The organism is Blautia pseudococcoides, assembly GCF_001689125.2.
Lineage (GTDB): Bacteria > Bacillota > Clostridia > Lachnospirales > Lachnospiraceae > Blautia > Blautia pseudococcoides.
Genome location: NZ_CP015405.2, coordinates 2,063,578 through 2,081,336, shown reverse-complemented (window position 1 = coordinate 2,081,336; position 17,759 = coordinate 2,063,578). Strand labels below are relative to the sequence as shown.

General features: G+C 44.8%; 14 protein-coding genes. 12 read left to right on the top strand and 2 right to left on the bottom strand.

The genetic code is table 11. The annotated features are described in order from the left end of the window. Nucleotides 1-144 precede the first annotated feature (144 nt). From A4V09_RS09960 to rbsK, 5 genes are all read left to right on the top strand, one after another. Complete coding sequence (locus A4V09_RS09960; protein WP_084043529.1) at nucleotides 145-1,125, top strand: nucleoside hydrolase; 981 nt, start codon at nucleotides 145-147, stop codon at nucleotides 1,123-1,125. Nucleotides 1,126-1,636: 511 nt separating this feature from the next. After that, on the top strand, nucleotides 1,637-2,974 hold the full coding sequence (locus A4V09_RS09950; protein WP_065542203.1) for a sugar ABC transporter substrate-binding protein: 1,338 nt from the start codon (nucleotides 1,637-1,639) through the stop codon (nucleotides 2,972-2,974). A gap of 106 nt (nucleotides 2,975-3,080) precedes the next feature. Beyond that, nucleotides 3,081-3,938 carry a carbohydrate ABC transporter permease gene (locus A4V09_RS09945; protein ID WP_065542202.1) on the top strand — a complete coding sequence of 286 codons (858 nt, stop codon included), beginning with the start codon at nucleotides 3,081-3,083 and terminating at the stop codon, nucleotides 3,936-3,938. Nucleotides 3,939-3,942: 4 nt separating this feature from the next. Beyond that, entirely contained in the window at nucleotides 3,943-4,791 is an 849-nt protein-coding gene (locus A4V09_RS09940; RefSeq protein WP_065542201.1) for a carbohydrate ABC transporter permease, read from the top strand. Nucleotides 4,792-4,805: 14 nt separating this feature from the next. Then, entirely contained in the window at nucleotides 4,806-5,738 is a 933-nt protein-coding gene (gene rbsK, locus A4V09_RS09935) for a ribokinase (protein ID WP_065542200.1), read from the top strand. 61 nt (nucleotides 5,739-5,799) lie between these two features. On the opposite strand, the gene A4V09_RS09930 is transcribed toward rbsK, so the two are convergent. Next, nucleotides 5,800-6,132, bottom strand: coding sequence for a sporulation initiation factor Spo0A C-terminal domain-containing protein (locus A4V09_RS09930; protein ID WP_065542199.1), 333 nt, complete (start codon nucleotides 6,130-6,132; stop codon nucleotides 5,800-5,802). Between the two features lie 307 nt (nucleotides 6,133-6,439). Here A4V09_RS09930 and A4V09_RS09925 point away from each other — a divergent pair, with 307 nt between their 5' ends. From A4V09_RS09925 to A4V09_RS09915, 3 genes are read left to right on the top strand one after another with little or no spacing between them, the layout of a single operon-like run. Next, nucleotides 6,440-7,822: an efflux RND transporter periplasmic adaptor subunit gene (locus A4V09_RS09925; RefSeq protein ID WP_065542198.1), complete on the top strand. Its 1,383-nt coding sequence runs from the start codon at nucleotides 6,440-6,442 to the stop codon at nucleotides 7,820-7,822. Between the two features lie 13 nt (nucleotides 7,823-7,835). Beyond that, complete coding sequence (locus tag A4V09_RS09920) at nucleotides 7,836-9,941, top strand: efflux RND transporter periplasmic adaptor subunit (RefSeq protein WP_065542197.1); 2,106 nt, start codon at nucleotides 7,836-7,838, stop codon at nucleotides 9,939-9,941. A 17-nt stretch (nucleotides 9,942-9,958) separates the two neighbouring features. Next, the gene (locus tag A4V09_RS09915; protein WP_065542196.1) at nucleotides 9,959-11,212 is read left to right on the top strand and encodes an ABC transporter permease; all 1,254 of its coding nucleotides are present in this window, start codon (nucleotides 9,959-9,961) and stop codon (nucleotides 11,210-11,212) included. A 54-nt stretch (nucleotides 11,213-11,266) separates the two neighbouring features. Here A4V09_RS09915 and A4V09_RS09910 read toward each other — a convergent pair whose 3' ends face one another. After that, nucleotides 11,267-11,902, bottom strand: coding sequence for a lactate utilization protein (locus A4V09_RS09910; protein WP_065542195.1), 636 nt, complete (start codon nucleotides 11,900-11,902; stop codon nucleotides 11,267-11,269). Nucleotides 11,903-12,057: 155 nt separating this feature from the next. Between A4V09_RS09910 and A4V09_RS09905 the strand changes: the two genes are divergently transcribed. From A4V09_RS09905 to A4V09_RS09890, 4 genes are all read left to right on the top strand, one after another. Continuing rightward, complete coding sequence (locus tag A4V09_RS09905) at nucleotides 12,058-12,933, top strand: DegV family protein (protein ID WP_065542194.1); 876 nt, start codon at nucleotides 12,058-12,060, stop codon at nucleotides 12,931-12,933. Nucleotides 12,934-12,942: 9 nt separating this feature from the next. Next, entirely contained in the window at nucleotides 12,943-14,709 is a 1,767-nt protein-coding gene (gene argS, locus A4V09_RS09900) for an arginine--tRNA ligase (RefSeq protein ID WP_065542193.1), read from the top strand. A 122-nt stretch (nucleotides 14,710-14,831) separates the two neighbouring features. After that, complete coding sequence (locus tag A4V09_RS09895; RefSeq protein WP_157766937.1) at nucleotides 14,832-16,433, top strand: serine/threonine-protein kinase; 1,602 nt, start codon at nucleotides 14,832-14,834, stop codon at nucleotides 16,431-16,433. Continuing rightward, on the top strand, nucleotides 16,430-17,746 hold the full coding sequence (locus A4V09_RS09890) for a hypothetical protein (protein WP_065542191.1): 1,317 nt from the start codon (nucleotides 16,430-16,432) through the stop codon (nucleotides 17,744-17,746). The genes A4V09_RS09895 and A4V09_RS09890 overlap by 4 nt, the downstream gene beginning before the upstream one ends. Nucleotides 17,747-17,759: the final 13 nt, after the last annotated feature.

Sequence of the window (17,759 nt, the reverse complement as noted above, 5' to 3'; positions counted from 1 at the left end):
GTAAATAGTTTTATTTAACAAAAAAACAAAAGAATATTGACAGTAGAAAAAAAGCGATGTACAATACATGCATAGGAAAACACTTTAAGAAAAACTTTTCTTAAAGCATGATAACAGAGGAAAGTGGTATGAGAAAGGAGTAATATGGTAAAGAAAGAAGCACAGAAGGACTGGGATGAATTTACCAGCTCAAGAGTAGTGGAGAAAAGTAACATTGATAATGCAAAACTTGTTGTGAGGCTGCAGAAGCCCAAAGGTAAAGTGGATGTGGTGATTGATACGGACACTTATAATGAGATTGATGACCAGTTTGCAGTTGCTTATTTGGTTAAATCAGATGAAAAGCTTAATTTAAAAGCAATCTATGCAGCTCCGTTCCACAATGAAAAATCCACTGGTCCTGCAGATGGTATGGAAAAAAGCTATCAGGAAATTATGAATATCCTTGCATTGCTGGAAAGAGAAGATTTAAAACCCTATGTATACAGAGGCTCAACAGCATATATGCCTTCTGAGACAGAACCGGTAATCTCAGACGCGGCGAAGGATTTAGCTGAAAGAGCTATGGATTATTCAGAAGAGAATCCATTGTATGTGATTGCGATTGGTGCTATTACCAATGTATCCTCTGCTCTTTTAATGAATCCTGAGATCAAAAACAGGATTGTACTTATCTGGCTGGGAGGGAATGCCCTTCACTGGCCTCACAACAGGGAATTCAATCTGTTTCAGGATGTCGCCGGAGCAAGAATTGTATTTGGATGCGGTGTTCCTCTGGTTCAGCTTCCATGTATGGGGGTTGTATCTGCCTTTACCACAAGCGGACCGGAACTGGAATACCATCTTCGCGGTAAGAACAAGCTTTGTGACTACCTTGTGGATGTGACCACAAAAGAAGCGCTGGAATGCTACGGAGGCTCTACCTGGACGAGACCTATCTGGGATGTAACTGCTGTTGCATGGCTTCTTGACGGTGACTTTGAGGAGGATTGCCTGATGCACAGTCCGATTCCGGAATATGATGACAGATATGCATTTGACAATAACCGGCACTTTATAAAATATGTGTATCACATTAAGAGAGATAATCTTTTTGCAGACTTGTTTGCAAAACTAGCAAAATAGAAGAGAGAAAAATAAGATGGACAAGATACAGAAAGGATCCTACTTTCGCTGGTAATGTGAAAGAGACCGTTTTGATGGGGGAGCTAAGTATACCAGGAAACGTAAGCCCGGTGGCTGAGTATCCTGACGCACAATGCAGAGATTCACTTTGTATTTTTCACAACAGATCATCGCGGTTTACATACCATATAACGAAATCAGGCATGGATGAAAACTGGGAGATCAGGTATAAAATGTTATCTCCCATGCATGATATATTAACTATCGCATATCTGATAGATGAAAAGGTGTTTCTTTAATATTGATATCGTAGAAGATGGAATTACATGAGGGCAGTCAGTTGTAGATGTTGATGGGCACTGGCATGGAGAAAAGTGTAATGTGCTTTATGCAGTGGATGTGTACGCACTTAAATTTTACCGGTTGTTTTTAACTACAGTTTTTAAAGAACATAAAAAAGAGATAACTGCGTATCTGAAACAGATACCTGGAGAAAAGGAGAGACAAGAATATGAAAACAAGAAAAGTACTGGCATTGACAGTTAGTGCAGCGATGATAGCGACTTTAGGTCTCGCAGGATGCGGGAAATCAGGGGATTCAGGAAAAAGTGACAGCAAGACAGAAGCTAAGGGCGGCTCAGACAGCGTGACATTAAAATGGGTCTCTCAGGGACCTGGTGAGGACTCTTGGGAAGGTCTTACAAAACCCATACTGGAAGAATATGAAAAAGAAACGGGTGTACATATTGATGCTGAATTTTATTCTTTCAACGATTTATTTGAGGTTATCGAGACAAAAGCGGCAGCAGGAAATGCAGATTTTGATGTTATGAGTGTCGATGTTACCTATATCGCAAAATATGGTACCAGCGGCTATCTGGAACCACTGGATCAATATTTCTCTGATGAAGATAAAGCAAAATGGGATGATGCTTCCTACCAGGCAGGAGTCTGGGAAGACACTATGTATGCAGCACCGGAAAACACATCCACACAGGAATTATATTACAATAAAACATTACTGGATAAGGCAGGCATCACGATTCCTGAAAATGATGAGAATAACCGCCTTACATATGAGCAGGTAGCGGATTTGGCAAAACAGGGCCTGGAAAAATTGGATCCGGATGGCACACAGGGATTGATTGGCTTTGATTTCCAGCAGGTAAGCCGTGTATATCAGATGAATATGCTTGCAAATGCCATGGGCGGTAAAAATATCAGCGATGACGGCTATTCTTTAGACGGTGTCGTGAACACAGAGCCGTGGATCAATGCAATGACATGGTATCAGGGCTTAGTAAATGATGGAATCGCATCCAAGGGATATGATGCCGACCAGTTGGGTGACCAGTTCTATGCAGGCAAAATGCTGTTTATGGTAGGCGGAACTTGGACACCGTCAAGCATGAAGGCAGATGATGAGATCGGTTATACTTATGCACCATGTTTTGAGGGATATGAAGATAAAGCGGCTACATCTACTGGAAGCTGGTATTTTGGTATTAATTCCAATTCCAAAAATAAAGATGCGGCAGCAGATTTTATTAAATGGTTTACTTTGGAAAAAGGCAGTGATATGTGGCTGGAAATAAATGGAGATGTACCGAGCCGTCTGGACAAACAGGATGAGATCAAAAATGACCCGGAAGCTTCTATGGATATGAAGATTGCTGCATATGAAGCTGCAAATACTGCAGTTCCTCGTGCGGTCACACCTGTATTCGGTGAGTATTCCACAGTTTTAGACCAGGCATGGGAAGATGTGCGCAATGGAGCGGACGTAAAAGAGACTTTAGACAATGCAATAGAACAGTTTGAATCTGCTGTAGCAGCATATAAAAAGTAATTGACAGTTGATAAATGGCGGTATGCCTTACCCGGCATTCCGCCATCTATGCGAAAAGATCAGGAAAAGAATAGATGGTCATGACTTAGAAAGATAGGAGGATACTATGGGTGGTATCTATATTAAAAATAAATGGCTTCCGTACCTTTTAATATTGCCGACAATTGTTTTGATATGCGTTTTTAAGATTTATCCTATTATAGACAGTGTTATTCAGGGAGTTCTTTCCACGGAGGGCAGTTTTACACTGGACAATTACAAATTATTGTTCGCTGACAAAACATTCTGGAGTTCTTTGTGGGTTACTCTGAAATTTAATGTCATTATAATTCCGCTTCAGATAATCATTGCATTTATCATGGCGATGATGGTTAATGTCAAAGTACGTGGTATTGAAATATTCAGGACTGTTTTTTATCTGCCGTTCTGTATCTCTTTGACCATAGCAACGGTTATTTGGCAGATGATGCTGAATGTCAACAATGGTGTGGTAAACAGTGTTCTTGGAATCTTGGGAATCAGTCCGGTTGGCTTTCTTATTGATAAGAAGTGGGCACTTCTATCCATTGTTCTGATCGCATCCTGGAGAGGCTGTGCTTATTGGATGATGTTTATCCTTGCAGGGCTGAAGGGAATTGACACTGCTGTATATGAGTCGGCCAAGATTGATGGTTCGGGATTTTTCAGTACATTATTCAGAATTACAATTCCACTGTTAAAGAATACCCTGCTTTTTGTGTTCGTTGCCAATACCACAGCTAATTTCCTGCTTTTTGCACCTATTCAGATTGCTACAGAAGGCGGTCCTCAGGGAAGCACCAATGTCTTGATGTATGAGGCTTACAAATCTGCGTTTAAATATTCAAACCGTCCGAGACAGGCTTGTATTGTTACCATCCTTCTTGTGATCGTAATGCTGGTATGTTTTATTCAGAATAAATGTCTGACAGAAAAGGAGGCGTAAGGTTATGACACTGAGACAAAAAAGAATTACGAAAAAAGTTGTTATATACATAGTGTTAGTGATTATGACAATTGCGTCCTTATTTCCGATTTTCTTCTGTCTGTCAGCATCTCTGAGGACACAGGAAGATTTATTCCAGAACATGTTTCCTTTTACGATCAGGTCCCTGATCCCAACAAATATTACCGGAGAGAATTACAGTATAATTTTTACCAAATATGAGTTCTGGCGTCCAATCATGAATACAATGATCGTTACAGTGGTTTCAATTATTTTTGGATGTCTGATCAACTCCATGGCAGGGTTTGCGTTTACCTGCTTTGAGTTTAAGGGGAAAAAGATTTTCTATCCGCTTGTTTTGATTTCCTTTATGGTTCCGTTTGAAGCAATTGCAATTCCGTTATATAATGTTGCCAACGGACTGGGTATGGTTGATACATATGCAGGTATGATCATACCTGCAATAGCAGATGGATTGGTAACATTCCTGTTTATCCAGTTCTTTAAAGATATTCCGCCAAGTCTGGTGGAGGCAGCGCGTGTGGACGGTGCGAAATGGCCAACTATATTTGTAAAAGTTATTATGCCGATCTCCATTCCGGTATTTGTAACAGCAGGTCTTATGATTTTTATGAATCAATGGAATTCTTATATGTGGCCTCTTTTAGTGGCACGTTCCAAAGAGATCAGAACAATTCAGATTGCCATCAGCCAGTTTAGCGGAGAGCGTTCCATTCAGTGGACTTATATTTATGCCGGTTCACTGATTTCAGCTATAATTCCAATTTGCCTGTTCCTTCCATTCCAGAAATACTTTGTTGAAGGTATCACAGCGGGAAGTGTAAAAGGATGATAGGAGAAAATAGTATGAAGAAAATTTTAGTCATTGGAAGTTTGAATTTGGATATGACAGTACAGGTCGACCACACTCCCGTTGTGGGGGAGACTATCCTCAGTAATAAGATGGAGATGAATGCAGGAGGAAAAGGGGCTAATCAGGCCTGCGCATTAGGAAAGCTGGGAGCTGATGTTATAATGCTGGGGGCTGTTGGCCGGGATATGTATGCAGATATTCAGATGGACAGCCTGAATAAAGCGGGGGTGGATACTACCAGGGTGATCGTCAAGGATGAGGTAAGCACCGGTATTGCGCTGATTACGGTCAACAGAGATGGGGATAATAGTATTATTGTAGTCTCAGGCGCAAATGCAACCTTGTCAAAACAGGATATAGATGATAATCTGGATGTGATCAAAGAAAGTGATATCGTCATTTTCCAATTGGAAGTGCCTTTAGAAACGGTATGTTATGCCGCTGGGATTGCAAAAAAAATGGGGAAGATGGTGATCTTGGACCCGGCCCCTGTGCCAAAAAATTTTCCGGATGAATTATACCATCATGTAGATATCATTAAACCCAACGAAACAGAATTAGGAATGCTGACAGGGGTTGATAACCCGGAAGAACATTTGGAAAAGGCAGCTGCGTGTCTGAGAAAAAAAGGGGTCAAAGATGTAATAGTGACTTTGGGAGAAAAAGGTGTATATCTGGATGATAAGATATCCGGAGCAGAGAGGATACCTGCCATGAAAGTCCAGGCCGTGGACACAACGGCAGCAGGGGACTCCTTTACCGCAGCACTGGCGATCATGCTTGCTGAAGGAAAAGGTCTGAGGGAAGCGGCAATATTTGCAAATTATGTTTCTGCTATTGTGGTAACCAGAAAAGGTGCACAGTCCTCCATCCCTACTTTGGAGGAAGTGAAGCGTTATATTGAACAGAAAGAAGTGGCTGTATAAAATCATTGCATAGAAGAAGGGAGCACCGTACAGGTCTGCTCCCTTCTTCTGCTTATTTTCCCTAATCCTCTTCTTTATGATTTCGCACATAATATGCAAGCATGGATATAAATTCTCCGGTAGTAGGCTTGCGCTGCAGTTCATATCCGGCGATGTGGTTCAGCAGCCCGCGGTTTCCTTCATTCCAGCAGGTGGTGATGACCGTACGAAGCGACCGCTCGATTCTGGTGCTGGTGGAATGGAAATGTTTCGCCACATCCGGATATAATTCCTTAGTTATGTAGAGTAGATATTCTTCATTTTTGACTGCCAGTTCAACTGCGTAGATAAGGAAAGAATAGCCCCGATAGATGGAGCAGATACCAAGACGGTGAACAAGACTTTCCACGTTCATAAAATACCCCCTTTATTTGTATTATTTTATTAATAATAAGAATAACTTAAAAAGTCATAAAAATATCTGATTAGATAAAAATAGATATTATTCGTTATATAAAGCTATAATTCGACAGAATATGACAAAAATACGGTTGATATATTATATACGAAATTAGAACAGGAAAGATTACATAAAGATTTCAAAAGGTTATAAAAAGTTAAAAGACAGAATCTTTAAAATCTGTTATAATTTGTGTAGAGTTGTTTTCACGCGTCTTCTAAACAGACATTAGTTGTATTAAATAATAATCAGGGGGAAATGTATGAATAAAAAAAATAAGATATTGATCGGAGCAGGCGTTGTATTGCTGGCAGGTGTTATTGGTACAGGCCTTTACATGCAGAGGGGAAAGGGCGAGGAAAAAAGTACAGAACTGGCTTATGTGACCAGTGTCTCATCCATGGACCCGTCTTCCCAGGTCCAGAGGCTGGCCGGGGTGGTGGAGCCGCAGAAAACATGGGAAATACAAAAGAACGCAGAGCGGGAAGTAAAAGAAATTTTGGTTGAAGTGGGGAGCGAAGTGGATGTAGGAACGGCTCTTTTTGTCTATGATACAGAGACTCTGGAAGCGGATCTGCAGCAGGCTCAACTGGATCTGGAGCGTGCTGATACAGACATGGAAAACCTTCGCAGCCAGATCGCACAATTGGAAAAAGAAAAGAAATCCGCTTCTGAGGATGACCAGTTTTCCTATACAACCCAGATTCAGACAGCCCAGATGGATTTGAAGAAAAGTGAATACGAACGTAAGAGTAAAGAGGTGGAAATTTCTCAGATACACGAAAAAATTGCGAACTCTTCAGTCACAAGTGATCTGCAGGGTGTTGTGAAGAGCATTAATGACGGCAACGAAACAGATCCTTACAGCGGCAATTCCCAGGCATTTATGACAATTCTTGCAACCGGTGTCTATAGAGTAAAAGGAAAAGTAAATGAGCAGAACATTGGGGCTGTGCAGGAAGGAGCAAAAGCGCTCATCCGTTCCAGAGTCGATGAAACCAAGACATGGACAGGAACTTTTACCGCTGTTGACACGGAAAACAGAGAGGGAAATAATAACAATATGATGTACGGAGGCAGCAGTGACAGTGGTGAAATGATGTCCTCCTCCTATCCTTTTTATATAAATCTGGATACTTCCGACGGCCTTATGCTGGGTCAGCATGTGTATATAGAAAACGATACGGGAATGGAAGAAAAAGAAGGCATATGGCTGGATGAAGGCTTTATCATGGATGCGGACAAGCAGCCTTGTGTCTGGGTGGAAAACAAAGACGGGAAACTGGAAAAACGTGACGTGACACTTGGTGAGCATGATGAAAATCTGTTCCAGTATCAGATAAAAAGCGGCCTGAAAGTGAATGACTATATTGCTTTTCCGCAGGAATTCTTAAAAGAAGGAATGAAGACAACACACGAAGAAATTCCGGTAGGCAATGCAGAAACAATGCCTGCAGATGGTGAGATGCCTGAAGGAAGCCAGGCTCTTCCGGAAGCAGTCGACGGAGCCGATGAAGGAAATACAGCGCCATTAGACGGGGAGACCCAAGGCGGGGAGCTTGAAGGAAACTTCACAGAAGGCGAAGCGGGAACAGAAGGATCAGACGGGGCAGCAACAGCCAGCCCGGAAGGTGAGGCACAGTAGAGGGGAGGATTCTATGAAGGCGAGAAATAAAAAAATCTTAATTGCCGTCATCTGTGTGGGTGCCGCAGCGCTGGCCGGCACAGGAATCTGGTATGGTGTAAAAAAGATGGACCAGACAAAAGTGGATGTCTACCCCGTGGCTGATCTAAAGCAGCAGATATGGGGAATGAGTACCAGTATTGACGGAACCATATCCTCCAGTGTATCACAGGAGGTTCATTTGGTGGACAAGCAGGTGGTGGACCAGATATATGTACAGGAAGGACAGGAAGTAGTGGAAGGAACTCCTCTTCTCTCATATGATATGACGCTGGTCAATATTGACTTGGAGATGGAGAAAATCAACAAAGAGCAGCTATTGGTAAAGAAAAAAGGTATGGAAAAAGAACTGGAAAAACTTAAAAATGCCAATATCATTCCCGACAGCCAAAAGTCAGAGAATGACGAGAACGAGGGCAGCTCTGACGGAAACATTGTGGGAGCGGGCAGTAAATCAGGAATCCTTCCGATGGGACAAAAGGAGATAAATGACAGCCCAGACGGACGATGGGCGGAAGCGTTCAGCAGGATGGCAGCTACTCAAAATGCCAGAACTTCTGCGGATTCTGGAAATCCTGATAAGTCAGATTCAAAAAACCAGAATTCGGATAATACAGGAAAAAATAATGCCAATACGGACAATTCTAATCCAAATAATCCGGATCTAGATAACCCGGACCCCGAAAACCCGAACAACCCGGACCCCGAAAACCCGGGCAACCCGGACCCCGAAAACCCGAACAACCCGGCCCCAGAAAACCCGGAAAACCCGGGCGATCCGGACCCGGACAACCCGGACCCAGACCCGGACAACCCGGACCCAGACCCGGACAACCCGGACCCAGACCCGGACAACCCGAATCCGGATGGCCCAGACAAACCACAAAAGCCGTCACCGGCCATGGTCTACGACAAACTATACGGAGACATAACGCTGGAAACACTACCCGGCCAGAAAATAGAAAATGCGGTTCCATACAAGGGAACCGGCACCAAAGAAGATCCTTATTTCTATCTCTGTAAAAAAGATGTCAAAATCCAGGGCGCTTTTCTCAACATGACAGCAGGCTATGGAACTTCTGATGTTAAAGAAAAAGAACCGGTATACTGTATCCTGGAAGTCAGGGACAAAGATGATAAGGATGGATTTCTCATTGCAGCCCTCTGTATTGACGGCAGTAAAATAACTCAGAAAGTGGAATCCCAGACATGGTATCTCACTCATCTTGGAACCTATACAGAGGAAGAACCCCAAATCCCCGATGAGGAAAATCCGGGCGGAAAGGAATTCCCCGGTGAGTGGGATTTCATGGAAGAAATCCCTCAGGATGATATCATAGACGGTTATACAAAAGATGAGCTGGAGAAAGCGATCACGGGTAAGAAAAAAGAAATTAAAACAGCAGAACTGGATATCCGCCACAGTGACTTGAAAATCAAGAATGTGGAGAAAAAACTGGAGAACCAGACAGTAGAGTCCATCCTGAACGGGGTGGTCAAGAAAGTGGGAGACCCAAGCAAAGGAGAAGTGGACGGAGAAGCATTCCTTGTTGTGGAGAGCTCAGAGGGCAGTTACGTGAAAGGACTGGCAGATGAGTATCAGCTCCAGCGGCTCCAGCCAGGCTCTGTTCTGACAGGATTCACATACGAGTCAGGACTTCCCATAGAAGCGGAGATAAAGGAAATATCCAATTTCCCATCCTCCGGCAACATGTACGGATACGGCAGAGAAGTATCGTATTATCCTTTTACTGCCTATATCAAAAACAGTGACGGCCTTAAAAATATGGAGGGTGTCAACCTGGAACTTTCCGCAGAGACGGAGAATCCCGCAGGTCTTTACATCAGCAAAGAATTTGTGCGGAATAAAGACGGCAAGGACTTTGTGTATGTGGAAAACAAGGCCCATCAATTGGAAAAACGGACGGTCCAGGTAGGCAAAAACTTTTACGGCAGTATGCTGGAGATTAAAAGCGGTCTCACAGAGGAGGACAACATTGCTTTTCCGTACGGCAAGAAAGTAAAAGAAGGCGTTAAAGTCAGACGGGCAGCCATAGAAGACCTATACAACATGTACTAGAGGAGGGAGGATAAAACATGGTAGAAAATATTAGATTGTCCTTCCAGGGACTCTGGTCTCACAAGATGCGTTCTTTTCTCACTATGCTGGGTATTATCATTGGAATCGCATCGCTGATCTCCATTGTGTCAACGATCAAGGGAACCAGCGAGCAGATCAAAAAGAACCTGATCGGCGAAGGGGACAATGTGGTGGATATCACCCTGAATGAAGGCAGCAATATTTATCAGATGGAGTATCAGGGAATACCACAGGGTGTACCGGTTGTCACAGAGGAGCAGAAACAGCAGATTTTAGAATTGGACAATGTGGAGAATGCGTCTCTTTACAGACTGCGTCAATATGCGGACAGTATTTATTATCAGAACCAAAGTATGGACGGCGGTAAAGTCCTGGGAGTGGATAAGAATTATCTGGACACCTGCGGATATCAGATCGTACGGGGCCGGGGATTTTCCGGAAAGGATTTTGAGAATTTCCGAAAAGTGGTCCTGCTGGACGAGACGGCTTCCAACAATTTTTTTGAAAAAGGCAAGGAAATCGGCAAAACCATAGAAATAAAAGGGGAACCGTTTACCGTTGTAGGTATTATCAAAAAGTCAGATGAGTATGAGCCGGTCATTAACAGTATGGAGGATTATTACACATACTACAGCGATGACAGCGGAATGGTTCTGATGCCTGACACCACATGGCCCGTGGTCTACCAATATGATGAACCGCAGCAGGCAGTCATCCGGGCGGCCAGTCCGGAGGCTATGAGCAAAGCCGGCAAAAAGACCGCTGAAATATTGAATGCGTCCATAACATCCGCATCAGACTCTATCAAATATAAGGCTGAGGATATTATGGAGAAGGCAAAAGGTCTTCAGCAAATCAGTGAGAATACCAACCGGCAGCTTATCTGGATCGCCAGTATCTCTCTTTTAGTTGGCGGTATTGGCGTCATGAACATTATGCTGGTGTCCGTTACGGAACGTACCGGTGAGATTGGCCTGAAAAAAGCCATCGGTGCCAACAAACGGCGGATCCTGGGCCAGTTTTTGACCGAGGCGGCAGTGCTTACCAGTGTGGGCGGTGTCCTGGGTGTGGCTGCAGGTTTTATATTGTCGAAAGTCATATCAAAGATATCGCAGACGCCAATGGTCATCAGTATCCCGGCAGCCGCAGCCGCCGTGGTATTTTCCATGATCATCGGCCTGGTATTTGGATTGCTCCCATCCATAAAGGCGGCGAATTTAAGTCCAATAGAAGCACTCCGGAGAATGTAAAAAAGAATCCAGCAGTTTTCCTGTAAGCAGGGAACTGCTGGATTCTTTTTGGTTTCAGAACCCGTAAGATCCGCCGATCAGAATAACTGTTATCCGGTCTTTTACACGTGAACGTCTTGTGATCACTGTCTGGCAGCAGATACAGTCAGGGCTTTGACAGTCTGCGCAGACACCGGTTTTGGAGCATGGTGTATGAGCGCCTACCCGGATACTGTTTGGCGGTGCTGCCATATTGCGGGCCCGGCGGATTCCGTCTTCCTCTGTGACAGCGACCTTGTTCATGCCGGCAACCACGAGAACATGCTGAGGGCCTGTGATAAGACAGGCAGCCCGGTTTCCCACGCCGTCCACATTGATCAGTTCCCCGTCCAGGGTGATGGCATTGGTGCTGGTGAGGAAATAGTCCGCCGTGACTATCTGTCCATAGAGTTTCCTGGATTCTTCAGGCGTTTTTGCTGCCTTCCGGTCAAGCAGTATGTAGCCGCTCTCCTTCAAAGTCTCCATAATGCCTGTCTCCACAAGGGTTTCCGAACCGCCCCAGGTCACTGTGGCGTTGACAGGAATAAGGCTGTGGATGAGCGCTCTGGCCTCCTGGGCATTTTCACAGTAATACCCCAGCATGTTTCTTTTTTCCAGATTGGCAATGATCGTTTTTGCTGTGTGTGCGTAAGATTCTGTCTGAAATGACATGATATCCCTCCTTGTCAGTATTTTATCTGAAATCTATTATAGCATGCAGTGGTTTTTTCGTCAAAATTTTCCCAGGGGAGACATTGTATTTAACACCGGTCTATGATATTATTAAAAATAGTAACCCAAAATGGGGAAAAGGAGTCAAGGAATCAATGGAAAAAAAGAAGATTGCAATTGTGACGGACAGTAACAGCGGCATTACCCAGCAGCTTGCCGGGGAGCTGGGGATTACGGTTCTTCCAATGCCTTTTTATATTAATGAGCAGCTTTTCCTGGAGGGGATCACCCTTACCCAGGAGGATTTCTACCAGCGGCTGGCTCAGGATGCGGATATTTCCACATCTCAGCCTTCTCCAGCGGATGTGCTGGAGACTTGGGAGCGGCTGCTGGAAGACCACGATGAAATTGTGCACATTCCCATGTCCAGCGGTCTGAGCAACTCCTGCCAGACAGCGTTTGTGCTGGCCAGAGAATATAAGGGGCGTGTACAGGTTGTGGATAACCAGAGAATTTCTGTTACGCAGAGACAGTCTGTACTGGATGCGATAGACCTGGCAGACTCCGGCAAAAATGCAGTGGAGATCAAAGAAATTCTGGAAGCCGAAAAAGGGGAGTCCAGTATCTATATCACTCTGGAAACATTGAAATACCTGAAAAAGGGGGGCAGGATCACGCCTGCTGCCGCTGCACTGGGTACTGTGCTGAATTTAAAACCGGTTCTGCAGATCCAGGGGGAAAAGCTGGATGCCTTCTCGAAAGCCAGAGGCAAAAAGCAGGCAAAGCGTACTATGGTCAAAGCCATGGAAGACGACTTAAAAAACCGTTTCAAAGAATATAAGAAAAAGGGCCTTATGTGCCTGGAAGCAGCTTACACCGGCAATGAGGAGGAGGCCCTGGAATGGAAGGCAGAGCTTGAGAAGCATTTCGATATGGAAGTGCATATGGACCCTCTTTCCCTGAGCGTTGCCTGTCACATTGGACAGGGTGCCCTTGCGGTGGCGGTGGCTAAAAAAGTAGAAGTGGAGTAGTGAACAGTTATGAAGAAAATCATCGAATGCATGGAAGCAGTCATCAAAGACGCATTCACAGCTTCCGGATATGACGAAAAATTTGCCAGAGTGAATGTATCCAATCGCCCGGACTTGTGCGAATATCAGTGCAACGGAGCGATGGCAGCAGCCAAGACATACAAAAAAGCACCAATTATGATTGCAAACGATGTGGTCGGAAAAATAAAAGAAAGTAAAATCTTCAGCCAGGCAGAGGCTGTGAATCCCGGATTCATTAATCTGAAGCTGAATCCCGAATTCCTTGCCTCTTATCTGAATGATATGCAGGCGGATGAGAATCTTTCTGCTGAAAAGGCGGAGTCTCCCAAGACGATCATTATTGATTACGGCGGACCAAATGTGGCAAAACCTCTTCATGTAGGGCATCTCCGTTCTGCCATCATTGGTGAGAGCTTAAAACGCATGGGGCGTTTTCTGGGACACCGGGTAATCGGTGACGTGCATCTGGGGGACTGGGGACTGCAGATGGGTCTGATCATCACAGAACTGAAAAAACGTTCCCCTGAACTGGTGTATTTTGATCAGACGTACGAAGGGGAATACCCCGCAGAAGCACCCTTTACAGTCAGCGAACTGGAGGAGATCTACCCCACAGCCAGCGGCAGATCAAAAGAAGATGAAGCATACAAAAACGAAGCTTTGGAGGCAACACTGGAGCTTCAGCAGGGCAGAAGAGGATACCGTGCCCTCTGGAAACACATTATGGAAGTTTCTGTCGCAGACCTGAAAAAGAATTATGAGAAACTGCATGTGGACTTTGACCTCTGGAAAGGTGAAGCGGATGCAGACCCATATATACCTGATATGGTGGCATATTTAAAAGATAAAGGATATGCATATCCGGACCAGGGAGCACTTGTTGTAGATGTAAAAGAAGAGAGTGATGCAAAAGAAATTCCTCCCTGTATGATCCTCAAATCAGACGGTGCGTCTCTTTACAACACCACAGATTTAGCTACGATCGTACAGCGTATGGAGGATTATCATCCGGATGAGATGATTTACGTGGTGGATAAGCGCCAGGAACTGCATTTTATCCAGGTGTTCCGCTGTGCGAAAAAAGCCAAGCTCACAGAGGATGACACCCAGCTTGCGTTTGTTGGTTTTGGAACCATGAACGGCAAGGACGGCAAGCCGTTCAAGACCAGAGAAGGCGGCGTTATGCGTCTGGAACGCCTCATCAGTGAAATCAATGAGGAAATGTATAAGAAAATCGTTGAGAACCGCAGCGTAAAAGGAGACGACGCCAAAAAGACAGCCGAGATGGTGGGAATCTCCGCCATCAAATACGGAGATTTGTCAAATCAGGCTTCCAAGGATTATGTATTTGACGTTGAGCGTTTCACTTCCTTTGAAGGCAATACAGGGCCGTATATTCTGTACACCATTGTACGGATCAAATCCATTCTGGAGCGCTACCGTGAGGAAGGCAAAAATCCGGAGGAAGGCAAGATGCTCCCGGCCGCCAATGCCAGTGAGAAAGCCCTGATGCTGGAACTGTCCAGATTTAATTCTGTGATCGCACCTGCTTTTGAAGAAAAAGCACCGCATAAGATATGTTCATATATCTATGATCTTGCAAATGCTTTCAACAGCTTTTACCATGAAACAAAGATTCTCAGTTCGGAGAATGAAGTGCAGAAGACATCCTGGATCCGTCTGCTGGTCCTGGCAAGAGATGTATTGGAGACATGCATTGACTTACTGGGATTTGAAGCACCTGAGAGAATGTGATCTGACACAAAGGGAATCGGGCCGCTGCATGCGGCGGCCCATCCCAATTTATAAAACTTTCTGGCATATCTGCCAAATATTCCATTTAAAATTCAAATAATGTTTAAGAGGTGATGCTGTTCGTGTATGAGAAAAGGCGTCTTCTCCAAGAGCGCTACCGCCTGGATAAAATGCTGGGAAAAGGCGGACAGGGACAGGTATTTCTGGCTTTTGATATGAAACTGGAAAAATACTGGGCCATCAAAAAGATTCCCGCAGACAGCAGCAGAGAAGTGGACATCATGCGGCATCTGGAGCACCCGGCACTTCCCAGGATCGTTGATATTCTGGAGGAGGACGGATGCCGTTATCTGGTCATGGATTATCTGGAAGGGTTCACCCTTGAGGAAATAAAGAAAAGCGGTAAAAAGATACCCTGGGATAAGCGGATAAAATGGGCGGTACAGCTCTGCAGCCTTCTGGAATATCTTCACGGCCCTGCAAAGGGGATCATCTATCAGGACATGAAACCTTCCAATCTGATGGTGCATATCTCAGGTGATATACGGATTTTTGATTTTGGCATTGCGTCCCTGTCTGAACAGAACAGCAATGCAGGGAAACACAGCAGCAAAAGCAGGTTCGGCACTCCCGGATTTGCGGCACCTGAGCAGTATTTGGGAAATGCGGAGGAGCGGTCTGATATCTACGGGTTTGGAGCTATACTTCGTTACATGGAACAAAAAGAGGAACGGGAGACGAGGCTCTGTAAAAAGTGGAGACATATTGCGGAGAAATGTATGGAACCTTCCCTGGGGAAAAGATACCGGAAAATCAGAATGGTCAAAAAGGAGCTGCAGAATCTGGAAGCGTGGATACAGGCCAGAAAACGTGCCTATGCCGGTTTCGTTTTCCTGGCAGCCGGTTTTTTAATGCTTTTAGGCGCGCAGATAAAGAAACAGGAGCTGCTGATGGATGCAGGAAGGATTCTGGGGATCCGGGAGGGCACAAGCCTGGCAGATACAGCAGATCATGAGGAAGCGCGCAGATATTTTCTGAGGGAGCAGGAGGGAACAAAAAAAGGAGAGCTGTACCGCAGAATTTTGGATGCCATAGAAGAAAAACATTCCAAGGCCAACTGGGAGGCTGCACAAAAAGCCATAAAAGACTTGGAGGACAGTGAAGGCACCTCCTGGGAAAAGACTGGTGAATCCATATTTCTGGCAAATGTAATACAGGCGTACAAAACGGAACTGGGATATTCCTGCAGTGAGGGGGACGAGAAAGCCCGAAAGCTTCTCCAGCAGGCAGAAAAAAATCTGGAAGAAAACAAAAGAGAGACGTATGCGCCTATATACCGGACCGAAATATGGTATCAGCTGGCAAAGGTGTACGGAAAACAAAATAATCCGGTACAGAGTATAAAGTATTACAACCTACTTTTGAAAGAAAAGATACCTGTGAAGCTGGAACAGGAAGTCCGACTCTCCGCAGCAGCCCTCTGCCGTCAGATGCAGAATTATGAGGAGGCGGAAAAGCAATATGAAAGTTATATCAAAGATTTCCCTGAGGACGCAGAAGCTTACTGTGCCTATGCTCTTATGGAGGCAGTGGAACGGCAGAATCCGGAGAAAGCAGAGCGCCTGCTTAACCTTATGGAGAAAAGAGGGGCAGAAAAATCAGGTTTTAACAGTGAAAAAGTAAAAAGAAAGATCAATGGACTCACAGAGGAGGAAATACAATGAAAAGAAGAAATATGTTTATGGCTGTAGCCGGTCTTTATTTATATTTGGGTGCTGCAGTCTCAGTATCAGCATCTGTAGCGGATAAGGAGCCGGATGAAACATTACCGGAGATCACGCAGATTGTGGAACTGCAGAAGGGAGAAGCGCTATTTCTGCCCGATAACGGCATTGTACAGATAGAAGATGAGCGCGTTGCGTGTGCAGGTAGGAACGGAAATATTGAGGCCTTAGAGGAGGGGGAAACAGAGGTGGTGGTCCGCTATAAAATAAGGGTGAAAAAGACTGCCGAAGAAGCAGATATGGATACTAAGGAACCGTATGACACCGGGAGAGAAGATGGTGTTGCGGAAAAGCCGAAAGAAACGGAAAACAATACGGATCAAGGTACAGAGGGAGGCAAAATAGACCCGGAAAAGGATACAGGGAAAGAGATGAGCGAGGCCGATGATATAAAAAACGGGCATAAGCCGGAAGAGGTGATAGATGCAGAACAAAAATCCCAGGCAAATATAAATGCAGATAACAGTACAGGTTCAGATGCCAAAGCAGCACCGGAGGAAAAAGCGAAAGTTCCGCCGCCTATGACGGAAATAAAAATCCCTGACTGTAGTTACCCTGTCATCACTCTTGCCAATTTAAAGAACCTTTCCTCAAACAACAGCCAGGTGTCTCCATGTATCACCGTGCAGGACGAAAATCTGGACAAGAGCAGTGTAAAAATACGGCTGACGGGGAAACGTACTGGTGAGAGAAATATTTCCATCCGAAGTAAAGACAAGGGAGGAAAGCTGTCCTTTACTCTGGACCCCGTGGCAGAAGATGATGAATATGTACTCCTGTGCGAGGCCTCCGACCAATACGGCAACCGGACAGTACAGCGTTTTCTTTTTTCAGTCAACCAGTCAGGGACAAGCTTTGTATATAACGGAGAAGAGATGGACCACAGTGCGGGATTCGCCCCGGAAATCACTCTTGAGAATGCGGATGCGGTCCGGATCGTCTCCTGTGCGGTGAACGGTGAGCCTGTGCTTTATGAATGGAAGGATGGAAATCTAATGATTCCAAGCGAATGCCTGAAAAGCGGGAAAAACAGAATTACCCTTTCCGTTCAGGACGAGGCAGGCAATATAAATGATATGGAACCCTGGGATTTTACCATGCCGTTGAAGGAAGACTTGGAGGCAGATAGCGAACCAGGACCGGGGACAATAAAAATGCAGAAAGAAAATCCGGCCGGAATTATTTTTTTGCTGATTGGCAGTGTTCTTGTTTTCTGGGAGAGGAAAATGTGTTACAATGGCAACATGTATTAATCTATCAATATTG